Source organism: Shimia sp. W99, from assembly GCF_053851455.3.
The window spans coordinates 836987-857797 of sequence record NZ_JBSQBU020000001.1 but is presented as its reverse complement, the minus strand read 5'-3'; the positions used below and the strand labels follow the sequence as shown (position 1 = coordinate 857797).

21 protein-coding genes, 2 tRNA genes and 1 other RNA gene are annotated in these 20811 nt (G+C 58.4%); 14 read left to right on the top strand and 10 right to left on the bottom strand.

Features of this window, described 5'->3' with window-relative positions:
• Positions 1-59 precede the first annotated feature (59 nt).
• From ACS3QZ_RS04160 to ACS3QZ_RS04150, 3 genes are all read right to left on the bottom strand, one after another.
• The gene (locus tag ACS3QZ_RS04160; RefSeq protein WP_456036698.1) at positions 60-629 is read right to left on the bottom strand and encodes a peroxidase-related enzyme; all 570 of its coding nucleotides are present in this window, start codon (positions 627-629) and stop codon (positions 60-62) included.
• A gap of 99 nt (positions 630-728) precedes the next feature.
• Entirely contained in the window at positions 729-1721 is a 993-nt protein-coding gene (gene acuI / locus ACS3QZ_RS04155) for an acryloyl-CoA reductase (RefSeq protein ID WP_456036697.1), read from the bottom strand.
• Between the two features lie 87 nt (positions 1722-1808).
• Positions 1809-2906 (bottom strand): dimethylsulfoniopropionate demethylase, encoded by a 1098-nt coding sequence (locus tag ACS3QZ_RS04150; protein WP_456036696.1) that lies wholly within the window; start codon positions 2904-2906, stop codon positions 1809-1811.
• Between the two features lie 270 nt (positions 2907-3176).
• On the opposite strand from ACS3QZ_RS04150, the gene ACS3QZ_RS04145 reads away from it, so the two are divergent.
• From ACS3QZ_RS04145 to ACS3QZ_RS04105, 9 genes are all read left to right on the top strand, one after another.
• Entirely contained in the window at positions 3177-3914 is a 738-nt protein-coding gene (locus tag ACS3QZ_RS04145) for a FadR/GntR family transcriptional regulator (RefSeq protein ID WP_456036695.1), read from the top strand.
• A gap of 109 nt (positions 3915-4023) precedes the next feature.
• On the top strand, positions 4024-4398 hold the full coding sequence (locus ACS3QZ_RS04140) for a P-loop nucleotide/nucleoside kinase family protein (RefSeq protein ID WP_456036694.1): 375 nt from the start codon (positions 4024-4026) through the stop codon (positions 4396-4398).
• 56 nt (positions 4399-4454) lie between these two features.
• Positions 4455-4803: a transfer-messenger RNA gene (gene ssrA, locus ACS3QZ_RS04135) on the top strand.
• Positions 4804-4879: 76 nt separating this feature from the next.
• On the top strand, positions 4880-5305 hold the full coding sequence (locus tag ACS3QZ_RS04130; protein WP_093094159.1) for an ester cyclase: 426 nt from the start codon (positions 4880-4882) through the stop codon (positions 5303-5305).
• A 48-nt stretch (positions 5306-5353) separates the two neighbouring features.
• Positions 5354-6598, top strand: coding sequence for a chromate efflux transporter (gene chrA, locus ACS3QZ_RS04125; protein ID WP_456036693.1), 1245 nt, complete (start codon positions 5354-5356; stop codon positions 6596-6598).
• A gap of 81 nt (positions 6599-6679) precedes the next feature.
• A complete protein-coding gene (locus ACS3QZ_RS04120) occupies positions 6680-7150 on the top strand; it encodes an SspB family protein (protein WP_093094194.1) in 471 nt (156 codons plus the stop codon).
• Between the two features lie 112 nt (positions 7151-7262).
• On the top strand, positions 7263-8657 hold the full coding sequence (gene fumC, locus ACS3QZ_RS04115; protein ID WP_456036692.1) for a class II fumarate hydratase: 1395 nt from the start codon (positions 7263-7265) through the stop codon (positions 8655-8657).
• On the top strand, positions 8657-8836 hold the full coding sequence (locus ACS3QZ_RS04110; RefSeq protein ID WP_456036691.1) for a DUF4169 family protein: 180 nt from the start codon (positions 8657-8659) through the stop codon (positions 8834-8836). Before fumC ends, ACS3QZ_RS04110 begins: the two co-directional genes overlap by 1 nt.
• Complete coding sequence (locus ACS3QZ_RS04105) at positions 8833-9054, top strand: ribbon-helix-helix domain-containing protein (protein WP_456036690.1); 222 nt, start codon at positions 8833-8835, stop codon at positions 9052-9054. The genes ACS3QZ_RS04110 and ACS3QZ_RS04105 overlap by 4 nt, the downstream gene beginning before the upstream one ends.
• A gap of 52 nt (positions 9055-9106) precedes the next feature.
• Here the strand turns inward: ACS3QZ_RS04105 and ACS3QZ_RS04100 are convergent, their stop codons facing one another.
• The gene (locus tag ACS3QZ_RS04100) at positions 9107-9514 is read right to left on the bottom strand and encodes a SufE family protein (protein WP_456036689.1); all 408 of its coding nucleotides are present in this window, start codon (positions 9512-9514) and stop codon (positions 9107-9109) included.
• Positions 9515-9636: 122 nt separating this feature from the next.
• Here ACS3QZ_RS04100 and ACS3QZ_RS04095 point away from each other — a divergent pair, with 122 nt between their 5' ends.
• Complete coding sequence (locus ACS3QZ_RS04095) at positions 9637-10137, top strand: hypothetical protein (protein ID WP_456036688.1); 501 nt, start codon at positions 9637-9639, stop codon at positions 10135-10137.
• 72 nt (positions 10138-10209) lie between these two features.
• On the opposite strand, the gene rnd is transcribed toward ACS3QZ_RS04095, so the two are convergent.
• From rnd to purM, 3 genes are all read right to left on the bottom strand, one after another.
• Positions 10210-11367 carry a ribonuclease D gene (gene rnd / locus ACS3QZ_RS04090; RefSeq protein ID WP_456036687.1) on the bottom strand — a complete coding sequence of 386 codons (1158 nt, stop codon included), beginning with the start codon at positions 11365-11367 and terminating at the stop codon, positions 10210-10212.
• 88 nt (positions 11368-11455) lie between these two features.
• Positions 11456-12049, bottom strand: coding sequence for a phosphoribosylglycinamide formyltransferase (gene purN, locus ACS3QZ_RS04085; protein ID WP_456036686.1), 594 nt, complete (start codon positions 12047-12049; stop codon positions 11456-11458).
• Entirely contained in the window at positions 12046-13092 is a 1047-nt protein-coding gene (gene purM, locus ACS3QZ_RS04080) for a phosphoribosylformylglycinamidine cyclo-ligase (RefSeq protein ID WP_456036685.1), read from the bottom strand. Before purM ends, purN begins: the two co-directional genes overlap by 4 nt.
• A 106-nt stretch (positions 13093-13198) precedes the next feature.
• Here purM and ACS3QZ_RS04075 point away from each other — a divergent pair.
• Positions 13199-13274: transfer RNA gene (locus tag ACS3QZ_RS04075), tRNA-Ile, on the top strand.
• An 11-nt stretch (positions 13275-13285) separates the two neighbouring features.
• On the opposite strand, the gene ACS3QZ_RS04070 is transcribed toward ACS3QZ_RS04075, so the two are convergent.
• From ACS3QZ_RS04070 to ACS3QZ_RS04060, 3 genes are all read right to left on the bottom strand, one after another.
• On the bottom strand, positions 13286-16414 hold the full coding sequence (locus ACS3QZ_RS04070; RefSeq protein ID WP_456036684.1) for an efflux RND transporter permease subunit: 3129 nt from the start codon (positions 16412-16414) through the stop codon (positions 13286-13288).
• 6 nt (positions 16415-16420) lie between these two features.
• Entirely contained in the window at positions 16421-17551 is a 1131-nt protein-coding gene (locus ACS3QZ_RS04065) for an efflux RND transporter periplasmic adaptor subunit (protein WP_456036683.1), read from the bottom strand.
• Between the two features lie 141 nt (positions 17552-17692).
• Entirely contained in the window at positions 17693-18997 is a 1305-nt protein-coding gene (locus ACS3QZ_RS04060; protein ID WP_456036682.1) for an ATP-binding protein, read from the bottom strand.
• A 39-nt stretch (positions 18998-19036) separates the two neighbouring features.
• Here ACS3QZ_RS04060 and ACS3QZ_RS04055 point away from each other — a divergent pair, with 39 nt between their 5' ends.
• The 3 genes from ACS3QZ_RS04055 to ACS3QZ_RS04045 all read left to right on the top strand — a co-directional run bounded on the left by ACS3QZ_RS04055 (position 19037) and on the right by ACS3QZ_RS04045 (position 20788).
• Positions 19037-19951 carry an MBL fold metallo-hydrolase gene (locus ACS3QZ_RS04055; RefSeq protein ID WP_456036681.1) on the top strand — a complete coding sequence of 305 codons (915 nt, stop codon included), beginning with the start codon at positions 19037-19039 and terminating at the stop codon, positions 19949-19951.
• 80 nt (positions 19952-20031) lie between these two features.
• Positions 20032-20106: transfer RNA gene (locus ACS3QZ_RS04050), tRNA-Asn, on the top strand.
• Between the two features lie 349 nt (positions 20107-20455).
• A complete protein-coding gene (locus ACS3QZ_RS04045) occupies positions 20456-20788 on the top strand; it encodes a TfoX/Sxy family DNA transformation protein (protein WP_456036680.1) in 333 nt (110 codons plus the stop codon).
• The last annotated feature ends 23 nt before the right edge of the window (positions 20789-20811 follow it).

Sequence of the window (20811 nt, the reverse complement as noted above, 5' to 3'; positions counted from 1 at the left end):
CGTTCTTTTCGAGGTTCGCGCGGACGAGGTCAAGCAACCTCACCCGTGCGACACCGCGGTCAGCGCCCCATGCCAAAAAATTCTTCATTGGGGCGCATCGAGATGAAATTGGCCATTCGGTTCGACAGGCCAAAGAAGGACGTGACCCCAGCAATATCCCAGATATCCTCGTCGCTGAACCCGTGGGCACGCAGCGTTTCGAAGTCGCCCTCGCAAATCGCACGGGCATCGTTCGACACTTTTATGGCAAAATCCAGCATTGCCATCTGCCGTGGCGTGATATCAGCCTTGCGATAATTAGCGGCAACCTGGTCGGCAATGGTCGCATCCTTGGCCCGAATACGCAGGATCGCCCCATGCGCGACCACGCAATACTGGCAGCTATTGTCACTCGACGTCACCACCACGATCATTTCGCGATCCGCCTTGGTCAAACCGCTGTCTTTCTCCATCAGGGCGTCATGGTAAGCCATGAAGGCGCGGAATTCGTCGGGACGATGGGCCAGAGTCAGGAACACGTTGGGAATAAACCCTGCTTTCTCCTGAACGCCAAGCATCAAGTTTCGGATGTCTTCGGGAAGGTCGTCAAGCGCTGGCACGGGATAGCGGCTGATGGGTTTGTCGGTCATAGACTTGGTCCTTTCAAAAATAATGTGCAGGCGAAAAATCATGCGCGGCAAAGGCCCCGTGGTCGTGCCACGGGAACTTTGCAAAAATGTATCAGGCGATCAGCCGTTCACATCCACCACGACGCGACCCTGAACCTGCCCCTTGAGGATATCCGCCCCCAGTTGCGGCAGGTCTTCCAGCCTTGCAGGCCGGATCATCGCTTCAAGCTTGTCCATGGGCAGATCGCTGGCGATCCGTTTCCAGGCGCGAACCCGATTGTCATAGGGCTGCATCACGGAATCGATTCCCAAAAGGTTCACCCCGCGCAGAAGGAACGGAATGACGGTCGCAGGCAGCGCCGCCCCACCGGCAAGCCCCACCGCGCCCACACTGGCTCCGTATTTCAACTGCCCCAGCACGCGGGCCAGCATCTCGCCGCCCACCGCATCAACACAGCCCGCCCATGTTTCCGCTTCCAACGGGCGCTTTGTGGTTTCGTTGAGCTCTTCGCGGGCCACGATCCGCGCTGCACCAAGGGATTTGAGGTAGTCCTCTGTATCCGGCCGCCCCGTGACACCGGCCACCTCGTAGCCCAGGTTGGCCAGAATGGCGGTCGCCACCGAACCAACGCCCCCTGCGGCCCCTGTCACCAGCACAGGCCCCTGCCCGGGTTTCAACCCATGGTCTTCCAATGCCATAACAGCCAGCATCGCGGTAAAACCCGCCGTCCCCACGGCCATCGCCTGTTTGGTGCTCAGCCCTTCGGGCAAAGGCACCAGCCAGTCACCCTTGACCCTCGCCTTCTGGGCATATCCACCCCAATGGATCTCGCCCACGCGCCAACCGGTCAGGACAACCTTGTCACCGGGCTTGTACCGCGCATCCTCCGAGGTCTCGACAGTTCCCGCAAAATCAATGCCCGGCACATGCGGATATTTGCGCACCAATCCGCCCCCCTTGGCGGACAGGCACAGCCCATCCTTGTAGTTTACGGTCGAGTATTCCACTGCCACGGTGACATCACCTTCGGGCAACAGGTCTTCGCCGATTTCCTTCAGTTGCGCTTCCGCCACCCCTTCGGCGTTTTGTTCCATCACCAGTGCTTTGAACATTCGTCTCTCCATATCCCCGGTGCCAAACACACCGGGCCTTTCTTGCTTCAATCCATTCGACGCAGGGCCCCAGCCCCGCCAGATTTCCTAGCGCCAGAATTTGGCCTGAACGCTGGCCTTGCGCATGCCGTGCTCGGTCGCGATTTCCGTCTCGGTCCCGGCCTCCCAATGCGACCGGTCCACCATGCCGATCGCGACATTCGTCTCGAACTCGGGGGACCACACGGCACTGGCCACCAGCCCCACCTGCTTTCCATCGGCCAACATGGGCCAACCTTCGCTGCAGGAATGGATCGGGTCGCCGGAAATCGCCACCGCACGGATCTGGCGCGGCGGTCCATCGCGCAATTGCGCCTCAAGTGCTGCGCGTCCGATGTAATCTTCCGGGCTGTTGCAGAACTTGCCCAGCCCGCATTCGATCGGTGTGTTATCACGGCGCATGTCCGAACCAAAACTCAGCAACCCGCTTTCGATCCGCTCGATATTGTTCGGGCACCCAGCTCGCACATTCAGGTCTTCACCAGCGGCAAACAGGGCCTCCCAAAGCGGCATGCCATAGGCACTTCCCTCGACATAGATTTCGAACCCGCCCTGTTTGGACCAACCCGAACGCGCAACCACGAATTCCGTGTCCTGAAAGGCCATCCTCTTGTAGCGGAAGAACCGGATGTCACGCACGCCCTCACCAAAAACACGGGCCATCAACTCGTCAGACTTGGGGCCTTGCACGGCCAAAGGCGACACATCCGGCTCCTCGATCTCGACATCAAACCCCTTGGCGATGGCAATCCCCAGAGCGAATTGGAGCGCGTCGCCGTCCGCCAGCGACAACCAATAGTGATCATCGGCCAGCTTGATCGACACCGGGTCATTCAGCATGCCGCCATTGTGATCCACTGTCGGCACGTAGTAGCATTGATCCGGCGCCATCTTGTCCATGTCACGGGGGCTGATCAACTTCATCAATCGGAGCGCGTCCGGCCCCTTGATGGAAACCTGCCGCTCCACCGCCACGTCCCAAACCTGAACATGCGCCTTAAGATGCGCAGCATCGGCTTCAACGCTTTCGAACACCACCGGCAAAAGCATGTGGTTGTAGACCGTATAAGCCTTCACGCCAGCTGCCTCGACGCCGGGTGTAAACGGAGTTTTGCGCACGCGGCGCGACGGTACAATTACAGCCATGTCATATCCTTTGATGTAAGCACCGGACTGGTACCTGCTGCACACGGCCCCGCCGCTGTCAGCAGGAAAAATCCGTGCCCGCGGTGATGGGTCAGTTGATAGATGGACGACGCATCAAGGTGCGCAGTCAACCGGGTATCGTGAGATGTCGCGTGGGTTGCGCTTTTGATCAGGCCAACAAGCATTTCCCAATCCCCCCTTTTGCGACTCACCTCTTGCCATCAAAATGTCAGACATTTAAAGTTCGATCAAACAATAAATGTCTGACAAATGAAAATTGACCCCCAAAGCCGCTCCGATCTTTCCGCACAAATCGCCAAAGCCATCCGGGATGCCATCATTTCCGGTGACCTGATCGTCGATGAACGCCTGCCTTCTGAAGCAGAGCTTGCGGACCAGTTCGAGGTCTCTCGCCCAACTGTGCGCGAAGCCCTAAAGCGGCTTGCGGCGCAGAACTTGATCCGCACCCAGCGCGGCGCCACCGGAGGGGCTTTTGTGCGTCGTCTGAGCTATGATGAAGCCTGCGCCCATCACATCACGACCTCGACACTTTTGTTGTCCATGAATGCAGTCGACTTTCAGACAGCCTGCGAAGCGCGGTTTGCACTGGAGCGGGCCTGCGCCCCCTTGTCCGCCGAACGCCGCAGCCCGGATCACCTGGCGACCATGCGCGCCGAAATCCACCGGCAAGGTCAGCCCGGCCTGTCGGACGAAAGCTTTTGCGACAGCGACGTCGCCTTTCACCGCGCCCTTGTGGATGGCGCCTCCAACCCCGTTCTGTCTTACCAGCTTGCGGGCGCGGTCGAGGCGATGCAGCCCTTGATGAACATGATCACCTTCACCCAACGCAACCGCGACGTGATTGTTGCTCTGCACACCAGAATTGCCGATGCCATCGAGGCCCGGGATGCCGCCAGCGCGGACGCGGCCCTGTCCGAGCTGACAGCCTGCACACTCCAGCTTGGCAGGGATGCCATGGCCGCTCGCGCGGCACGCGCATCGCCATGACCCAATGCGGAAGCCTACATATTCTCGTTGGCAAGGTGGCTGCCGGGAAATCAACCTTGGCCGCCAAACTGGCGCTTGACCCGGCGACCGTGGTTATTTCCGAAGACCAATGGCTGAACTCTTCGGCCCGGATATGTCCTCTCTCGCGGATTACGTACGCTATTCTGCCCGGTTGCGCGCGGCCATGACCCCACACGTGACCGGATTGCTGCGCGCGGGCGTCTCAGTGGTTCTGGACTTCGGAGCCAACACGCTTGAAAGCCGGGCTTGGTTGCATGACATCCTCAAGGATAGTGGCTGTCCCCATATTCTGCACTATTTGGATGTACCGACCGAAACCTGCCGTGAGCGGCTGCGCATCCGAAATGCCTCCGGCACTCATCCGTTTTCCGTCAGCGAAGAGCAGTTTGAACACATTACCCGACATTTTGTTGCGCCATCACTGGATGAAAGCTTTAGCATCACAACATATACCTTTGAATAAATTAACTATTTTCAAATTTGATCTTGTAGGGGCATCGGTGAGCTTCTCGAAATCTGCGGCTTGCAACGGAACGGATCGGGACTTATATCTTGGCTGTTCCCTCGGGAACTATGGACATAAACGCGCTCGTAATAAGCGGATCGGACCCGGGGGCGGTACCCGGCGGCTCCACCAAAACCCTTCATTTGGGGGTCATGGGGCCGAAACAGGATCGACGAACGTCTAAAGGGGTTAGCTTTGTCTCGGCTGTCTGCCACCGTTATCGGCGAAACTTGTACAATTGCAAATGACAATCGTGCTCCGGTTGCAGTTGCTGCGTAAGCAGTAGCAAGACCGAAACTTAAGTCCTGATGCCTAGCAGTATCAGGCGGGGTTCGCAGGCACCTGGCAACAGAAGCCTGCACTTCCTCGCGTTAACCTGACGATTATTCTTTCGCGTTATGCCTGTGTCAGACATTCCGCAGCTAGGCAGGTATTTCTCATGGAAAAGCGTGACATCTTACAGGAATGGTATCAGCGGGTCTGGATCGACGCCGACCTCGATGCCATTGACGAATTATTCAGCCCGGACACACAGGCACAGGGGTTATTGCCCGACTTGCAGGTGGGGCCGGATGATTTTCGCGAACTCGTTCCGATGTTTCTCGACATGGTCGAAGACCCCAAGGTCTCGCTCGACAAGGTCATGGAAGACGGAGACTGGGCATCGGCTTTGTATTCGATGCGCGTGACCAACCCCGCCAATGGTCAGCCCGTAATCGGTTCGGGACAGCTTTTCGCCCGGTTCGAGGGCGACAAGATGGTAGAAACCTACAACAGCTTCGACTTCATGAGCTTCTTTGAGCAAATGGGGCTCCTGCCGGAACAGTCGATGGCGCTCTGCCTGACGGGTCAACGGATCGGATAGAGTCCGAATCGCCTTGCTTTTTGCACCGCGTCGTGGTGCCAAAACGGCATGGCGCGCACCACTGACCTTTCTCGCATGTTTTCCGTGTTCGGGCGAATTGGCCTCCTGTCCTTTGGAGGTCCTGCGGCCCAGATCAGCCTGATGCACCGTGAACTGGTGGATCGGACAGGCTGGCTTTCCGAGAAAGATTTTCTGGGCGCCCTCTCCTTCTGCATGTTGCTTCCCGGCCCCGAAGCTATGCAACTCGCCACGTTCTGTGGCTGGAAGATCCGCGGCACAGCGGGTGGACTGCTCGCGGGTCTGCTTTTTGTTCTGCCCGGCGCGTTGGTCATCGCCGCCCTTGCCGCGCTCTACATCACTTTCGGAAATGTGCCTTTGGTTCAGGCCGCGTTTTTGGGCGTCAAGGCGGCGGTTGTCGCCATCATCCTGCAAGCCTTGGTTCGTCTTTCCCAAAAAGTTCTTACCGGCCCCCTGGAATGGGGCGTGGCCCTTGCCAGCTTCATCTGCCTTTATGCTGGCTGGCTTCCTTTTCCGGCCCTGATTGCGGCCGCTGCGCTTGTCGGGATAGCGCGCGCCACCGAACAAAAGACCCCAGCCATATCACCCGCGCGCGCCCCGGTTTCCACGACCTTCCGAACCATCCTGATCTGGGGCACGCTCTGGCTGGCCCCGATTGGCTTTCTCCATCTCGTCAATGCGACATTCCTGTGGGACGTGGCGGTATTTTTCTCCAAGCTGGCAATAGTGACATTTGGCGGCGCCTACGCAGTGCTGGCCTATATGGTGCAGGCCGTTGTTCACGATCACGGCTGGCTCAGCACCGGGGAAATGATCGACGCGCTTGGGCTTGCAGAGACAACCCCCGGCCCGCTGATCCTCGTCACGCAATTCGTAGCCACTCTCGCCGGACATCATCAGGGCGGCGCAACCCTCGCCGCGCTTGCTGGCATCACGGCCCTATGGTGCACTTTTACTCCTTGTTTTCTATGGATATTCGCTGGTGCTCCACATGTAAGCCGTATTCTCGCCAATCCGCGCCTATCCGCCGGACTGCATTTCATTTCCGCCGCAGTGACCGGCGTCATCATCAATCTGAGCCTGTGGTTCACGCTGAACCTCCTCTTCAAAACTGTCACACCGCATCCGGTGCCGCTGCCCGACCTGTCGAGCTTTTCCCCCATGATGGCGGCGCTCGTTGGCCTCGCGTGCTTGACGCTGTTTGCCTTGCGACTCCCCCTTCTCGCGGTGCTTGCGCTCTGCGCTTTCGCAGGGCTCGTTCCCAGCCTCCTCTGAGGGCAAAAATTTGCCCGCCCTCATCTTTTGTTTCCCGACGAATCTTCTATTGTAAATGCAGCCCTTATCGAGAAAGCCGCCATGTCCCGAAGCATCGACTATGGAAACCTCATGCACCGCGCCATGCGCAGCCTGATTCAGGAAGTATTGAGCGATGTGCAGAAAAACGGTCTTCCCGGTGAGCACCACTTTTTCATCACCTTCGACACGCAACACCCTGATGTAGAAATCGCGGATTGGTTGTCTGACCGCTACCCCGGTGAAATGACCGTGGTCATGCAGCACTGGTACGACAATCTCGAGGTTGGAGACGAGGGATTCGGGGTCACGCTGAACTTCGGGGATTCACCGGAGCCGCTGTACATTCCCTATGACGCGATCAAGACATTCGTGGATCCCTCGGTCGAATTTGGTTTGCGCTTCGAAACGCAGGAAGACGATGAGGACGACGATCTCGACGACCTGCTCGAGGAAAAAGACCTCGAGGCGGACGAAGAAGACTCCCCTCGCAAGGAAGCCGACGTTGTCAGCCTGGACAGCTTCCGCAAATAGCATCCACCCGCGACGATTTGCATCCGCCTGTTAGCGGTATCCCACGGTATACAGTATTGCACTTTGCGCCCCGTCCGGTATGACATTCCCAAGTGTTTTACCGGAGGTCATGATGGCTCAAACCCGCACCGAAACCGACAGCTTTGGCCCGCTCGAAGTTCCCGCAGACAAGTATTGGGGCGCTCAGACACAGCGCTCGATCATGAATTTCCCCATCGGCTGGGAAAAGCAGCCTGTCGCCATCGTGCGCGCGCTCGGCGTGATCAAACAGGCTTGCGCCATGGCGAACAAGGCCTCGGGCAAGCTCGACGCCACGCTCGCGGACGCCGTCATCCAGGCCGCATCCGAAGTGGTTGCCGGCAAATTTGACGACAACTTCCCGCTGGTCGTCTGGCAGACAGGCTCGGGCACCCAGTCGAACATGAATTCCAATGAGGTCATCGCCAACCGCGCGATCGAAATTCTCGGCGGTGTGATCGGCTCCAAAGATCCGGTCCACCCCAACGATCACTGCAACATGGGTCAATCCTCGAACGACACTTTCCCGACCGCCATGCACATCGCCACCGCGATGTCGGTACGTGACGTGCTGATGCCCGGCCTGACCAAGCTGGCCGAAGGGCTCGAGCAGAAGTCGGAAGAATTCAAGGACATCATCAAGATCGGCCGGACCCACACCCAGGATGCCACCCCTCTCACCCTGGGTCAGGAGTTCTCGGGTTACGCCCATCAAATCCGCCAGGGTATCGCCCGCGTCGAAGCAGCCCTGCCCGGCATCTATGAGTTGGCGCAAGGTGGCACCGCGGTCGGCACGGGCCTCAACACCCAGAAAGGCTGGGGTGAAACCGTGGCGGCCAACATGGCCGAGATCACCGGCCTGCCCTTTGTCACCGCTCCTAACAAATTCGAGGCGCTGGCCGCCCATGACGCCATGGTCTTCATGTCCGGCGCCCTCGCGACCGTGGCCGGGGCCATGTACAAGATCGCCAACGACATCCGCTTCCTCGGCTCTGGCCCGCGCTCGGGTCTTGGCGAACTGATCCTGCCGGAAAACGAACCCGGCTCCTCGATCATGCCGGGCAAGGTCAACCCGACCCAGGCCGAAGCCATGACCCAGGTGGCCGCACACGTCATGGGCAACAACGCAGCCATGACCTTTGCCGGATCGCAGGGTCACTTCGAGTTGAACGTCTACAACCCGATGATGTCTTACAACCTGCTGCAGTCGATCCAGCTTCTGGGCGACGTCGCTGACAGCTTTACTGAACGGATGCTGCTGGGCATTCAGGCCAACGAGCCGCGCATCGACAAGCTGATGAAGGAATCGCTGATGCTGGTCACCGCGCTGGCGCCGACCATCGGCTATGACAACGCGACCAAAGTGGCCAAGACCGCGCACAAGAACGGCACCACTCTCAAGGAAGAGGCCATCGCGCTGGGTTTTGTCGACGCCGAAACCTTCGACAAGGTCGTGCGCCCCGAACAGATGATCGGGCCCAAAGACTGATGTCCGAACCGGTCAACCTGAACCGGTTTCGAAAACAAAAGGCGCGGGCTGACAAAAAGGCCCGCGCCGACGAAAACGCGGTCAAATTCGGCCGCACCAAATCCGAAAAGCAACGCGACAAGGCCGAAGCGGACAAGGCCACCCGCCATATCGACAGCCACAAGCGTGACGACACATGAGCGCCCGGCCCGTCAAACGCTCCCTCACCCTCAAAGGGCACCGCACCAGCGTTTCCCTCGAAGATGACTTCTGGCGCGCCTTCCGGGATATCGCGGAAGAAAAGAACATGCCAATCAACGCGCTCGCCGCCGAGATTGATGCAGAACGTGATCTGGAAACCGGATTGGCCACCGCGATCCGGCTTTATGTCCTGGCCCATTTTCGCGCCCGGCCCTGAGCTTCATTTTGCCAAAAATACTCGCGCCGCAGGCATCCGCCAAAGGCGGATATCAACCCGCCGCCGCGACTGTGCGGATGCGTTCGATCATTGCGCGCAGCCCGTTCGAGCGTTGAGAGGACAAATGCTCGTTCAACCCCAACCGCGTCATCTCGGCACGGGCGTCCACATCCAGAACTTCGGCAAGCGTCAACCCATTGTAAAGTTTGCGCAGCAGCGCGATCAGCCCCCGCACGATCATCGCGTCACTGTCGCCGTCAAACTGGAATACGCCCCCCTCGATACGGGGATGCAACCAAACCTGGCTGGCACAGCCATCAACTTTGGTGGCAGGCACCTTCAGAGCGTGGTCCAACGGTTGCATCTCCTTGCCCTGCTCGATGACATAACGATAGCGGTCTTCCCACTCTTCGATGAAATCGAAATCATCGACAATCTCTTCGAATGCTTCCGTTGCCATGCCCGGCCTCCTTCACTTACCCATCACCTAAGTTGGACTGCGCAAAAGGTCCAGACCTGCCATTGACGCTTTTCAAGATGGTTCCGATGCGCTAACCCATTGAAGCAACGAAAGAGGCCTGATTGATGCGTATTGTCCTGTCCCTTCTGCTGATCTCCACACTGGCTCTGACGGCCTGCCAGTCCCGCTGGAATCCGGTCAACTGGTTCGGAGCAGACGAACCGGCCCCCGAAGGAACGGCGAACCCGCTTTTGCCGGGTCAGGAGGACACCGGCGTCTTCGCCAAGCGGCCTGTTGCGGTTTATAGCGGCATTCCTATCCAGACCGTCAAATCAGTGACTGTTCAGAAGGTGCCCGAAGGCGCCCTGGTCACAGCCGTCGGTGTGCCTCGCGTACACGGCGTCTTCGCGGTGAAACTCAAACCGCGCAATGGTGGCGTGCCGGAAAACGGCGTGCTGACCTACGATCTTCTGGGCGTTCACCCGGCTGGCGCCCCCTATGGCGGCCCGGAACGGTCGCGTGAAGTCACTGTCGGACATGTCGTGACCACGCAGCAGCTCAAAGGCGTGCACACCATTCGCGTCGCAGGCCAGCAAAACGCGCGTCAGGCCCGGCGCCGCTAAAGGCACCGACACAATACCGACGTTTTACCGATGTGATACCGAACCCGGTATTTCGCGGTTTTTCGCGGTTTTTCAGAGCTTGATGATCCGGACGGAACCACCTTTTGCCGCCAGCGCAACCTGACCGTCGCACAGGCGTAGGGCGTCCTCGCCGAACACTTCTTTACGCCACCCCTGCAGCGCCGCCACGTCACGTTCGCCAGAGGCCAGCGCATCAAGCTCCGAAGCCGTCGCAATCAGTTTCGGCGCCACGCCCGAACTCTCCGTCTTGGCCTTCAAAAGAACCCGCAGAAGGTCCGCCAAAGCCGGATTGACCTGCTGCCGATCATTCTTGGCTTCCACCTTCGGCATGTCTTCCGGCGGGCATTCCAGTCCGACCTGGATTGCACTGAGGATGCCTTCGGCAATCTCCCCCTTGCGCGCTTCGCGCAGCAACAGACGAGACCGTCCAAGATCGTTCATGTTACCCGGCTTGGTCGAGGCAAGCTCAACCAGCGCATCGTCCTTGAACACGCGGTTGCGCGGCACGTTGCGACTTTGGGCGTAGCCTTCTCTAAAACGGGCCAACTCCCTGACAATGCTCAGGAACTTGGGGGAAGTTGTCCGTGTCTTGACCCGCTGCCATGCCTCGGATGGCTTTATGACATAGGTATCAGGGTTGGTCAGGATGGCCAGTTCTTCCTCAACCCAGTGGCTGCGCCCGGTTTCCTTCAACTTCGCCGAAAGAAACTCGTAGATCTTGCGCAGATGCGTCACATCCGCCAGCGCGTATTTCATTTGTGCTTCAGTCAGCGGGCGCCGCGACCAATCCGTGAATCGGCTTGTCTTATCAACACCCTGTTTGGCAATCTTGCGGACGAGTGTTTCATACCCGGCCTGTTCACCAAAGCCGCAGACCATCGCCGCGACCTGCGTATCAAACAGCGGATCGGGGAACACGCCAGCCTCTACAAAAAAGATCTCCAGATCCTGCCGCGCGGCGTGGAACACCTTGACTACGGATGTGTCGCGAAACAGCTCATAAAGAGGCTCAAGCGACATTTCGCCCACCAGCGGGTCAATAAGGACAGCGCTGTCCTCACCCTCTTCGGGCACGGCCATCTGGATCAGGCACAGCTTGGAGTAATAGGTCCGCTCACGCAGGAACTCGGTGTCGATGGTCACATAGGGGTACCCGCGCGCCATCTGGCAGAATTGCGCGAGTTCTTCCGTGCTTGTCAGGGTTTTCATATGCGGCAGTTCTTCTTCGTTTCTGTGCGTGCCTTGCGTGCCCACCAAGCTCTACGCACAAAGCGTGGGAAATGCAAATTTGCCCGGCTCACAGGTACACCGGCGTCCTGTTACCTTCGGCAAACCTACGTAAAACAGCTGGATACAGTTTGTGCTCCATAGTCAGAACGCGCGCCGCAAGTATTTCGGGCGTATCGTCCGCTTGGACCGCGACCTTCGCTTGCCCAAGGATCGGCCCGTCGTCCAACGCAGGAGTAACAAGATGCACTGTGCAACCGTGCTCTGTATCCCCAGCTTCCAAGGCGCGGGCATGGGTATGCAGGCCCTTATACTTGGGAAGAAGCGACGGGTGGATATTGATCATACGTCCTTCCCAAGGGGCAACGAACCCTTCGGTCAGAACCCGCATGAACCCCGCCAGACACAGGATATCCGGGCGCACCTTGTCGAGTTCAGCCTGAAGGGCCTGCTCAAAGGCAGGCCGATCCCCTTTGAAGGGACGGTGATCCACGACAGCGGTTTGCACGCCCATCCCTGCGGCTTTTTTCAGCCCGCCAGCCTCCGCGTCATTGGCCAAAACCAATACGGGTTCCGCCGGGTGGTCCGGTGCGGCCATGTCTTCCAAAAGGCGCACCATGTTCGATCCGCCTCCGGAAATGAAAATGGCAACGCGTTTCTTCACAGGAGCTTGCCCGAATAACGCATTCCCGCCCCCTTGGTCACGTGACCGAGCCGGTAAACGGTTTCGCCTTCGTCACGCAGCAACGCCTCAAGCGCGTCGGCCCGCGCCGCGTCCACCGACAGGATCATGCCGACGCCGCAATTGAAGGTCTTGAGCATTTCCGCCTCTTCCATGCCGCCGGTTTTGGCCAGCCATTTGAAGACGTCGGGCAGATCCCAGGAATCAAGGTCCACATCCGCGCCCAAATCTTCCGGCAGCACCCGCGGTAGGTTCTCGGTCAATCCGCCGCCAGTGATGTGGGCCAGCGCGTGAACGCCCCCTGCCCGCACCGCCGCCAGCGTCTGTTTCACATAAAGCCGGGTCGGCGCCAGCAAGGCCGCGCCAAGCGTTCCCTCGGACCATGGACAAGCATCGCCCCAACCAAGGCCCGAAAGGTCCACAAGTTTGCGAACCAAAGAGTAGCCGTTCGAATGCACGCCGTTGGACGCCAATCCAAGCAGCACATCGCCCTCGACCACACCATCGGGCAAGTCCGCACCGCGTTCCATCGCGCCGACGGCAAACCCCGCTAGGTCGAAATCACCCGCTTCGTACATGCCCGGCATTTCGGCGGTTTCGCCACCGATCAACGCGCATCCCGATTGGAAACAACCCTCTGCAATCCCTTCGACGATCCGTGCCGCCTGCTCAGTCTCAAGCTTTCCAGTGGCAAAATAATCCAGGAAAAACAGGGGTTCGGCGCCTTGACACACGAGGTCATTCACACACATCGCGACAAGGTCGATCCCCACGCCATCCACATTTCCGGTATCAATCGCAATACGTAGTTTGGTGCCAACACCGTCGGTCGCGGCAACAAGGATCGGGTCGACATAGCCCGCGTCCTTGAGATCGAACAGGGCTCCAAAACCGCCAAGGCCCGCCATTACACCACTGCGCGTGGTCCGCTTTGCGGCGGGCTTGATCCGTTCCACCAACGCATTGCCCGCATCAATGTCTACACCTGCATCCGCATAGGTAATGCCGTTCTTGCCGTCGCTCATGGCCCACTCCATTTTTCGCTTGCGAGAGGCACTAGACCATCCTGGCGTCAAGGGCAACGGTATCCCTTGACGCGCCTGTCTGTTCTGTTAGCAAATGGCCTCAGGCGGGCCTGTAGCTCAACGGTTAGAGCAGAGCGCTCATAACGCTTTGGTTGCAGGTTCGAATCCTGCCGGGCCTACCACCGCCAGCCAGTCACCCTTCCTGTGCCTCGGCCTTGCCCTGTCCTTTGACCCATTCACGTGCGCCTTGCAGCAGAACGTAAAGGACAGGCACGATGATGACCCCGATCACGGTCGCCGCCAACATGCCACCAAAGACCGCGATACCGATCGCCTGCTGCGACGCCGCGCCGGCGCCGCTGGCCACAACCAATGGAACCACCCCCAGAAGGAAGGACAACGCGGTCATCATCACGGCGCGGAAACGCTGGGATGCGGCCTCTATCGCGGCTTCGCGAATGGACAGGCCGGATGCCCGGCGTTCCATGGCGAACTCCACGATCAGGATCGCGTTCTTGGAAGCCAGACCAATCAGCATGATCATCCCGATCTGGGTATAGAGGTTCACATCCCCACCGGCGATGGCCACCGCCGCCAAGGCCCCGAAAAGCGCCACCGTCACCGACAACAGAATACCAATCGGCATGGTCCAGCTTTCGTATTGCGCAACAAGGAACAGGTACCCAAAGATGACCGCCATCGCGAGAATGAGCGCCACCAGCCCCCCGGCAGCCTGTTGCTGCTGGGCCGTACCGGTCCATTCGAACGCATAACCCGGCGGCAAGGCATTCGCGGCCTCTTCCTCGAGCACCCGGATCGCATCGCCCGTCGACAATCCTTCCTTGGGAACCGCCGTCACCGTTGCCGAGCGGAACATGTTGTAGCGATTAAGCGCAACAGGCCCCAGTTCCTTTTTCACCGTGACCAGTGTGCCCAACGGCACCATTTCCCCCGATTGCGACCGCACATACAGGCTGTTGATATCCTCGACCCGGTCGCGATATTCACCCTCGGCCTGGATCATGACGCGATAGACCCGCCCGAACAGGTTGAAATCGTTGACATAGATCGATCCCATATAACCTTGCAGAGTCTGGAATACGTCCGCGACGGATACATTGAGAGACTTGGCCTTCTCCCGGTCAAGATCAACGAACACCTTTGGCACATTGGCCCGGAACGTAGAATAGGCCTGCGCAAGCTCGGGCCGCTGGTTCGCTGCATAAACAAGAGATCCCACAGCTGCGGAAAGATCCTGTGCCGAGCCACCTCCGGTCTGTTGCACTTTCATTTCCACACCGGCGCTCATGCCCAGGCCCGAAATGGGCGGCGGGTTGAACGCGATGACGCTGGCGGCCACTTCCTGATTGGCGATGCCAAGGATGTTTCGCAGAACCCCGTTGGCACTCAACTCCGGCGTTTCCCGCTCAGTCCATGGCGCAAGGTTCGCGATGATCATAGCGCCGTTTGAGCTACCGCCACTCAACAGACTGAACCCGTTCACAAGAACAGTCGACACCACGCCGGGCACTTCCATGATCTGTTCGTTCAGCCGGTTCGTCACCGCTTCGGTACGCTCAAGCGAAGCCGCGTCGGGCAGTTGAACATCGACAAAGAGATAACCGTTGTCTTCAAGCGGAATGAACCCGGCCGGAAGCGCCTTCATCAGAGACCCGCCACCAAGGATAAGCCCGCCAAGGATCGCCAGAGCGATCAGGGGAATGCGCACCATGCGCTTGACGATCCCGACATACCCGCCGCGCACGCCTCCTATACCCCGTTCGAACACCGCCAGCAGCCCCTTGGGCGGACCCGAGCGCGCCTTGAGGATCAACGAGCACAACGCTGGGGACAAGGTCAGCGCGTTCACTGAGGAGATCACGACAGCCGTCGAAATCGTCACAGCGAACTGGGAATATAGCCTCCCCGTGATTCCCGGCATGAAGGTCACGGGGACAAACACCGCCAGCAGAACCAAGGTGGTTGCAATCACCGGACCAGTGATCTGTTGCATCGCCTTGCGGGTCGCGTCCGGCGGACTCAACCCCTCTTCGGCAATGATCCGTTCGACGTTTTCAACAACGACGATCGCATCATCCACCACGATCCCGATCGCCAAAACCAGCGCGAATAGCGAAATCGTGTTCAGCGACATCCCGAATGCCAGAAGAAATGCAAAGGTCCCGATTAGCGACACCGGAATTGCGACTGCTGGAATGACCGTGGCTCGCACACTCCCGAGGAAGATGAAAACAACCGCGATCACCAGAACGAAGGTCTGCATCAGAGTGACCATCACATCCTTCAGCGACTGGTTCACAAAGCGCGTGGAATCGAACGGAACCGCAAATTCCACATCATCCGGAAACGCGAGGGACAGGCGCTCCAGTTCGGACATCACGCCATCGCGAACGGCCAAAGCGTTCGCGCCAGGCGCCTGGTAGATCGCAAGAACCGTCGCGGGATTGCCCGAAAAGCGCCCCGAGGCGTTGTAGTAGCTTGATCCCAGCTCAACCCGCGCAACATCCCGAATTCGCACGATGCTTCCGGCGTCACCAGTCCGAAGAACGATGTCTTCGAACTCCTTGACCGTCGTCAGGCGCCCTTTTGACTTGATCGTATACTGAAATTGTTGCCCGGTCGGCACTGGCGGGGTTCCCACCTGCCCTGCAGAGACTTCAAGGTTCTGCTCGCGAATCGCTGCCACAAGGTCTGTCGGCGTGAGCCCCAACCCGGCCATGCGGTCTGGATCCATCCACATCCGCATGGAGTATTCGAAATTGGTCATGACGTCGGCCTTGCCGACCCCGCCAACACGCGCCAAAGCATCCTTGAGGTTGATCGACGCATAGTTGGACAGAAAAACTTCATCATACGTCTTGTTGGGGGAGGCCAGCGTAACGATCAACAGCATGTTGGATGACGATTTCTGTGTCACAACACCCGAGTTGGTCACTTCCGTCGGCAGAGAGGCGACCGCCTGAGCCACCCGGTTCTGGACGTTCACCGACGCAATATCCGGATCGGTACCGACTTCGAATGTGACTGAAAGATTGTAGGACCCGGTATCCGTGCTGTCCGAGGACATGTAAATCATGTCATCCACACCATTGACCTGTGCCTCGATCGGCGCTGCGACGGTATTTTCAACGGTTTCCGAGTTGGCACCGGTATAGTTGGCGCTGACATTCACCACCGGCGGCGTGATCTCTGGGAATTGTTCCACCGGCAGCGCGACAAATCCGATGATCCCCATGAGGGTCAGAACCAGTGAAATCACGAACGACGTCTTGGGACGCGCAATAAAGATCGAGGAGAACACGGTGTCTTACTCCTCTTTCGACGTGCCGGCGAGCACTGCGTCAACCGCAACGCCCGGACGCACACGCTGCAAGCCTTCGACAATCACGGCCTCGCCTTCGCGCATCCCGTCCTCAACTACAACAGCCGTTTCAACCTGACGTCCAAGAGTGACATAGCGCTGTTCCACCGTGCCCTGCTGACCGACCACCAGGACAAAATCGCCCCGCTGATCCCGCTGGACAGACGCCTGAGGGATCATCAGCACCTGCCGCGGTTCCGGATCCTCGACCCGCACGGTCAGGAAGGATCCGTCAACGATAAAGCCCCGCTTGTTTTCGAATTGCGCCCGGATGGTGATGGTCCCGGTGGACGGATCGATACGGTTGTCTGCAAAGACCACGCGCCCTGCCTCATCCAGCTCTTCACCGTTGGGCAAAACCACAAAAACATCCGGCATTCTCGGGTTGTTGCCCACCTCGGCAATGGTCGCGTCAAATTGCTCCATGATGTTCATCAATTGCCGTTCGGTAAGCGAAAACTCGACATAAATCGGCGCAAGCCGCACCAGATTGATCAATGGAGGGCTGCTTGGTCCAACCAGTTCACCGACACTGGCACTCGTTCGCCCGACGCGACCGTCAAACGGTGCATGTACTTCCGTGTAGTCCACGTCCAGCTGTGCCATACGCACGGCGGCTTCCGCAATCTGCACACCGGCAATCGCGACCTGGTTGTTCGCATAGGCCACATCTCGATCCGCCTCAGTGCCGACTTGACGTTCGAAAAGCTCTTCCTTCCGCGCAAGCTCAACTTCAGACAGATGCAGGTTCGCATGCGCCTGCGCCAGATCTGCCTCACGTGCGGCAAGCGTGGCGGAATATGTGTCATCCTCAATCCGATAGAGAACATCGCCCTTTTTGACGAACTGCCCGTCCTCAACCAGCACCTCTTCGACAAATCCGCCGACCCGCGCGATGATATCCACCTTGTCGATGGCCTCACCTTTGCCGATGAACTCGGCCGTATCGATCAGCTCGTCCATATATGCGGCCGCAACAGCCACTTTCGGAGCGGCCGCGTCCTGAGCAAACGCAACTGCCTGAGACAACATCAAGGCCGCCAGACCATTCAACCCGAATTGCAGGACTTTCTTCATCAATAGAAACCTCTTTTTTGCAGCGATCCTGGTGCAGGATTTCCAGCAACAAACCTTTGGGCATTCAAACACGGCATACGGATTCCCACAATGGTTGTCGCTAAGGAACCACCGGACAAAAAACGTCACGAAACAGACAAGTTAGCGGGCAAAGACCAAATCGGCGCACAGACCGCCAAGCCGCTCGCTCCTTTCTAGCCGCAGCACGCCACCATGCGCGCGCGCGACGTCCGCGGCAATGGACAGGCCAAGCCCGACCCCCAATCCCCGGTTCTGATTGCGACCCGGTTCCAGACGGGCAAAAGGCTTGAGCGCCTCTTCCCGATCCTGTGGCGCGATTCCAGGCCCGCAATCTTCCACGCGGATTCGCACGGATTTTTCGGTGATGCGAAGCGAAACTTCTGCCCGCTCACCATATCGAACAGCATTGCCGATCAGGTTCTCGACGGCACGACGTACAGCCAGAATACGCCATGACACTTCGCCATGACCCTCACATTCAATCAGGGTCACATCCTGCCCGCCACGGGCACAGTCCTCAACGATACGCTCTATCAGCGTTCGCGGATCAACCGTTTCCGGTTCTCCCTCATAAGCCCCGCGTGCGAAACTCAAGAAAGCGTCTAGCATCCGCTGCATGTCCTCCACATCCCGTTCCAGCGGCTCACGGTCTTCGTCTTCCAGCATGGACAGGCCAAGCTTCAGCCGGGTCAAAGGTGTGCGCAAGTCGTGGCTGACCCCTGATAACATGAGGGTGCGTTGTTCAATCTGACGTTCGATCCGGTTACGCATGTCCAGAAATGCATTTCCGGCGGCACGCACTTCGACCGCGCCACCCGGTGAATAAGGCACGTTCCGTCCCCGTCCAAAGGCTTCGCTCGCGGCAGCCAGTTTGGTGATCGGACGCAGCTGGTTGCGCAGATAAAGATATGCCACAAGCGTCAGAAGCCCGCCAAAAAACACCATGTTCACCAGAAGCTGATGAGAGTTTGATGCCGACACCCGTGACCGGTCGAAGGCGATAACCACGGGTCCGGTATCATCAGAAATTCCCAAGCGAACCCTCTTGTTTTCGGCAAGCTGCACAAATTCCAGCCCAGGCACTTTTTGGTAGAGATTGCGCCCCACGATCAGAGCCGAGAAATCGTACCAAATCCGCGTGTCTTCCCCGGATAAATCATCCGGGAAGGACATCTCCATGGCCAATGTGTCCGTTATTCTCCGAAACTCCTCTGGATCTTCATTCCGGCGTTCCGCTGCAACCAGAACAAGCGAAATCTCTCGCGCCACGGCGCGGGTCATCTGATCGGTCACGCCTTCGAAATGGCGCTGAATGAAGACGAATGAAACCACCAGCTGCAAGAACACAACCGGGAAAATCAGGATAAGTGCGGCCCGTCCATAAAGGCTGCGGGGCATATAGCGTTTGAGCCATTTGAAAAACATGTCTAAGTCTTGCCGCGACCCGCCAAGGAAGGAAAGCCCATGGATGCCGAAATTCTTGCATTTGATCCGGAACCCGGTCTTGTCGAAGCGCTGTCGCCGAACGTGCGCCGGGTATTGGCGCCAAATCCATCGCCAATGACATTTCGCGGAACCAACACGTATCTTGTCGGCACGGACGACATCTGCGTCATTGATCCGGGGCCGGACATGGCAGACCACAACAGCGCCATTCTCGCCGCATTGGAACCCGGACAGCAGATAACCCATATTCTCGTCACGCATGCGCATGTCGACCACTCCCCGCTGGCCGCCCGCCTGTCGCGGGACACCGGTGCGCCGGTCTATGGATTCGGAGACGCCTCGACGGGGCGTAGCCCCGTTATGCAGGAGCTTGCCGCCAAGGGTCTTGCCGGCGGAGGAGAAGGAGTTGATGCGCATTTTGCTCCCGACCACCTGCTCAAGGAAGGCGACATCGTGCAAGGGGGCGGCTGGTCACTCGAAGCGATCCACACCCCCGGCCATTTTGGAAACCACCTGTCCTTCGCCATGGGCGATGCCTGCTTTGTGGGGGATCATGTCATGGGCTGGGCCAGTTCCCTTGTCTCTCCCCCGGATGGCGACCTGACCGACTTCATGGCATCCTGCCGAAAACTCCGGTCGCGGGACTGGTCCGTCTTCCACTCAGGTCACGGCGCCCCGATCACCGCCCCCTCTGAACGCCTCGATTGGCTCATTGCGCACCGCTTGGGACGTGAAGCCGAGATTCTCGCGGCCCTCGGACAGGGACCAGCCCGCGCATACGACCTCGCATGCTGTATCTACACCGAAACACCCACGGCCCTGATGGGCGCTGCCACTCGAAATGTGTTTGCACACCTCGTTGATTTGACAGGAAAATCAATCGTTTCACCACAGGGCGAGTTACATTCCGAAGCAGTTTTTGCGCGTCTCTGATTTTTTTCTCCGAAATTGGAAAAAATGTGAAAGAACCCTCTGGACGTCCTCAAAAACCAAGGCTATACCCCGCTCCACATTCCGGCGTAGCTCAGCGGTAGAGCAGTTGACTGTTAATCAATTGGTCGTAGGTTCGATCCCTACCGCCGGAGCCAAAGTTTCCAGAGCCCAGTGTGAAAGCACTGGGCTTTTTTGGTTTTTCCAGATCATTTCGGCACAGTCTCGGCAGAAAATGACCTGTTTCCCGGCATCACAACGCCATTTCATTTGGCCATGCTTCCTTCACCAATGCGGCGCAGCTGAAACGGATCGGCGGCAGATAATAAGAGAGCAGAGAGATGCCTTTTGTGACGAACATCAAACCGACTCCACGCCCAGAACCGGAAAAGAACGATCAGAATCCGGGCACGTCAAAACAACAACCTGTCAAGAAATACGTATTCACCGACTGGGCCATGATCTGACGGTCTTGCAGGCGCGGTGACATGGATTAATCTGGCCCACATGACAGACCCCGTCTCCTCGATCCGCAATCTTGGTCCGGCCTTCGAACAGGCATGCAACCGGGCAGGTATTCACTCAGCCCAGGAACTTCGTGCGCTGGGGGCGGACACTGCCTACACCCAACTCCTGAAAAGTGGCGCCAGACCGCACTTCATCGGCTACTACTTACTCGTGATGGGTCTGCAGGGCCGGCCGTGGAATGACTGCAAAGGCAAGGAAAAGGCCGCCCTGCGCAAACGTTTTGATGCAATCAAGGCCGCAGCCCACGACAAAGGCCGCTCCAAACTCGAAGCGGCCCTCGACAGGATCGGCGTCATCGAAAAACGCCCCTGATCTTTCTTTTTCCAGAAATACCC

Excerpts from the sequence above, each read along its gene's own strand:
- ACS3QZ_RS04160 (WP_456036698.1), bottom strand. The coding sequence starts at position 629 with ATGACCGACAAACCCATCAGCCGCTATCCCGTGCCAGCGCTTGACGAC.
- acuI (WP_456036697.1), bottom strand. The coding sequence starts at position 1,721 with ATGTTCAAAGCACTGGTGATGGAACAAAACGCCGAAGGGGTGGCGGAA.
- ACS3QZ_RS04150 (WP_456036696.1), bottom strand. The coding sequence starts at position 2,906 with ATGGCTGTAATTGTACCGTCGCGCCGCGTGCGCAAAACTCCGTTTACA.
- ACS3QZ_RS04145 (WP_456036695.1), top strand. The coding sequence starts at position 3,177 with ATGAAAATTGACCCCCAAAGCCGCTCCGATCTTTCCGCACAAATCGCC.
- ACS3QZ_RS04140 (WP_456036694.1), top strand. The coding sequence starts at position 4,024 with ATGGCTGAACTCTTCGGCCCGGATATGTCCTCTCTCGCGGATTACGTA.
- ACS3QZ_RS04130 (WP_093094159.1), top strand. The coding sequence starts at position 4,880 with ATGGAAAAGCGTGACATCTTACAGGAATGGTATCAGCGGGTCTGGATC.
- chrA (WP_456036693.1), top strand. The coding sequence starts at position 5,354 with ATGGCGCGCACCACTGACCTTTCTCGCATGTTTTCCGTGTTCGGGCGA.
- ACS3QZ_RS04120 (WP_093094194.1), top strand. The coding sequence starts at position 6,680 with ATGTCCCGAAGCATCGACTATGGAAACCTCATGCACCGCGCCATGCGC.
- fumC (WP_456036692.1), top strand. The coding sequence starts at position 7,263 with ATGGCTCAAACCCGCACCGAAACCGACAGCTTTGGCCCGCTCGAAGTT.
- ACS3QZ_RS04110 (WP_456036691.1), top strand. The coding sequence starts at position 8,657 with ATGTCCGAACCGGTCAACCTGAACCGGTTTCGAAAACAAAAGGCGCGG.
- ACS3QZ_RS04105 (WP_456036690.1), top strand. The coding sequence starts at position 8,833 with ATGAGCGCCCGGCCCGTCAAACGCTCCCTCACCCTCAAAGGGCACCGC.
- ACS3QZ_RS04100 (WP_456036689.1), bottom strand. The coding sequence starts at position 9,514 with ATGGCAACGGAAGCATTCGAAGAGATTGTCGATGATTTCGATTTCATC.
- rnd (WP_456036687.1), bottom strand. The coding sequence starts at position 11,367 with ATGAAAACCCTGACAAGCACGGAAGAACTCGCGCAATTCTGCCAGATG.
- purM (WP_456036685.1), bottom strand. The coding sequence starts at position 13,092 with ATGAGCGACGGCAAGAACGGCATTACCTATGCGGATGCAGGTGTAGAC.
- ACS3QZ_RS04065 (WP_456036683.1), bottom strand. The coding sequence starts at position 17,551 with ATGAAGAAAGTCCTGCAATTCGGGTTGAATGGTCTGGCGGCCTTGATG.
- ACS3QZ_RS04060 (WP_456036682.1), bottom strand. The coding sequence starts at position 18,997 with ATGTTTTTCAAATGGCTCAAACGCTATATGCCCCGCAGCCTTTATGGA.
- ACS3QZ_RS04055 (WP_456036681.1), top strand. The coding sequence starts at position 19,037 with ATGGATGCCGAAATTCTTGCATTTGATCCGGAACCCGGTCTTGTCGAA.
- ACS3QZ_RS04045 (WP_456036680.1), top strand. The coding sequence starts at position 20,456 with ATGACAGACCCCGTCTCCTCGATCCGCAATCTTGGTCCGGCCTTCGAA.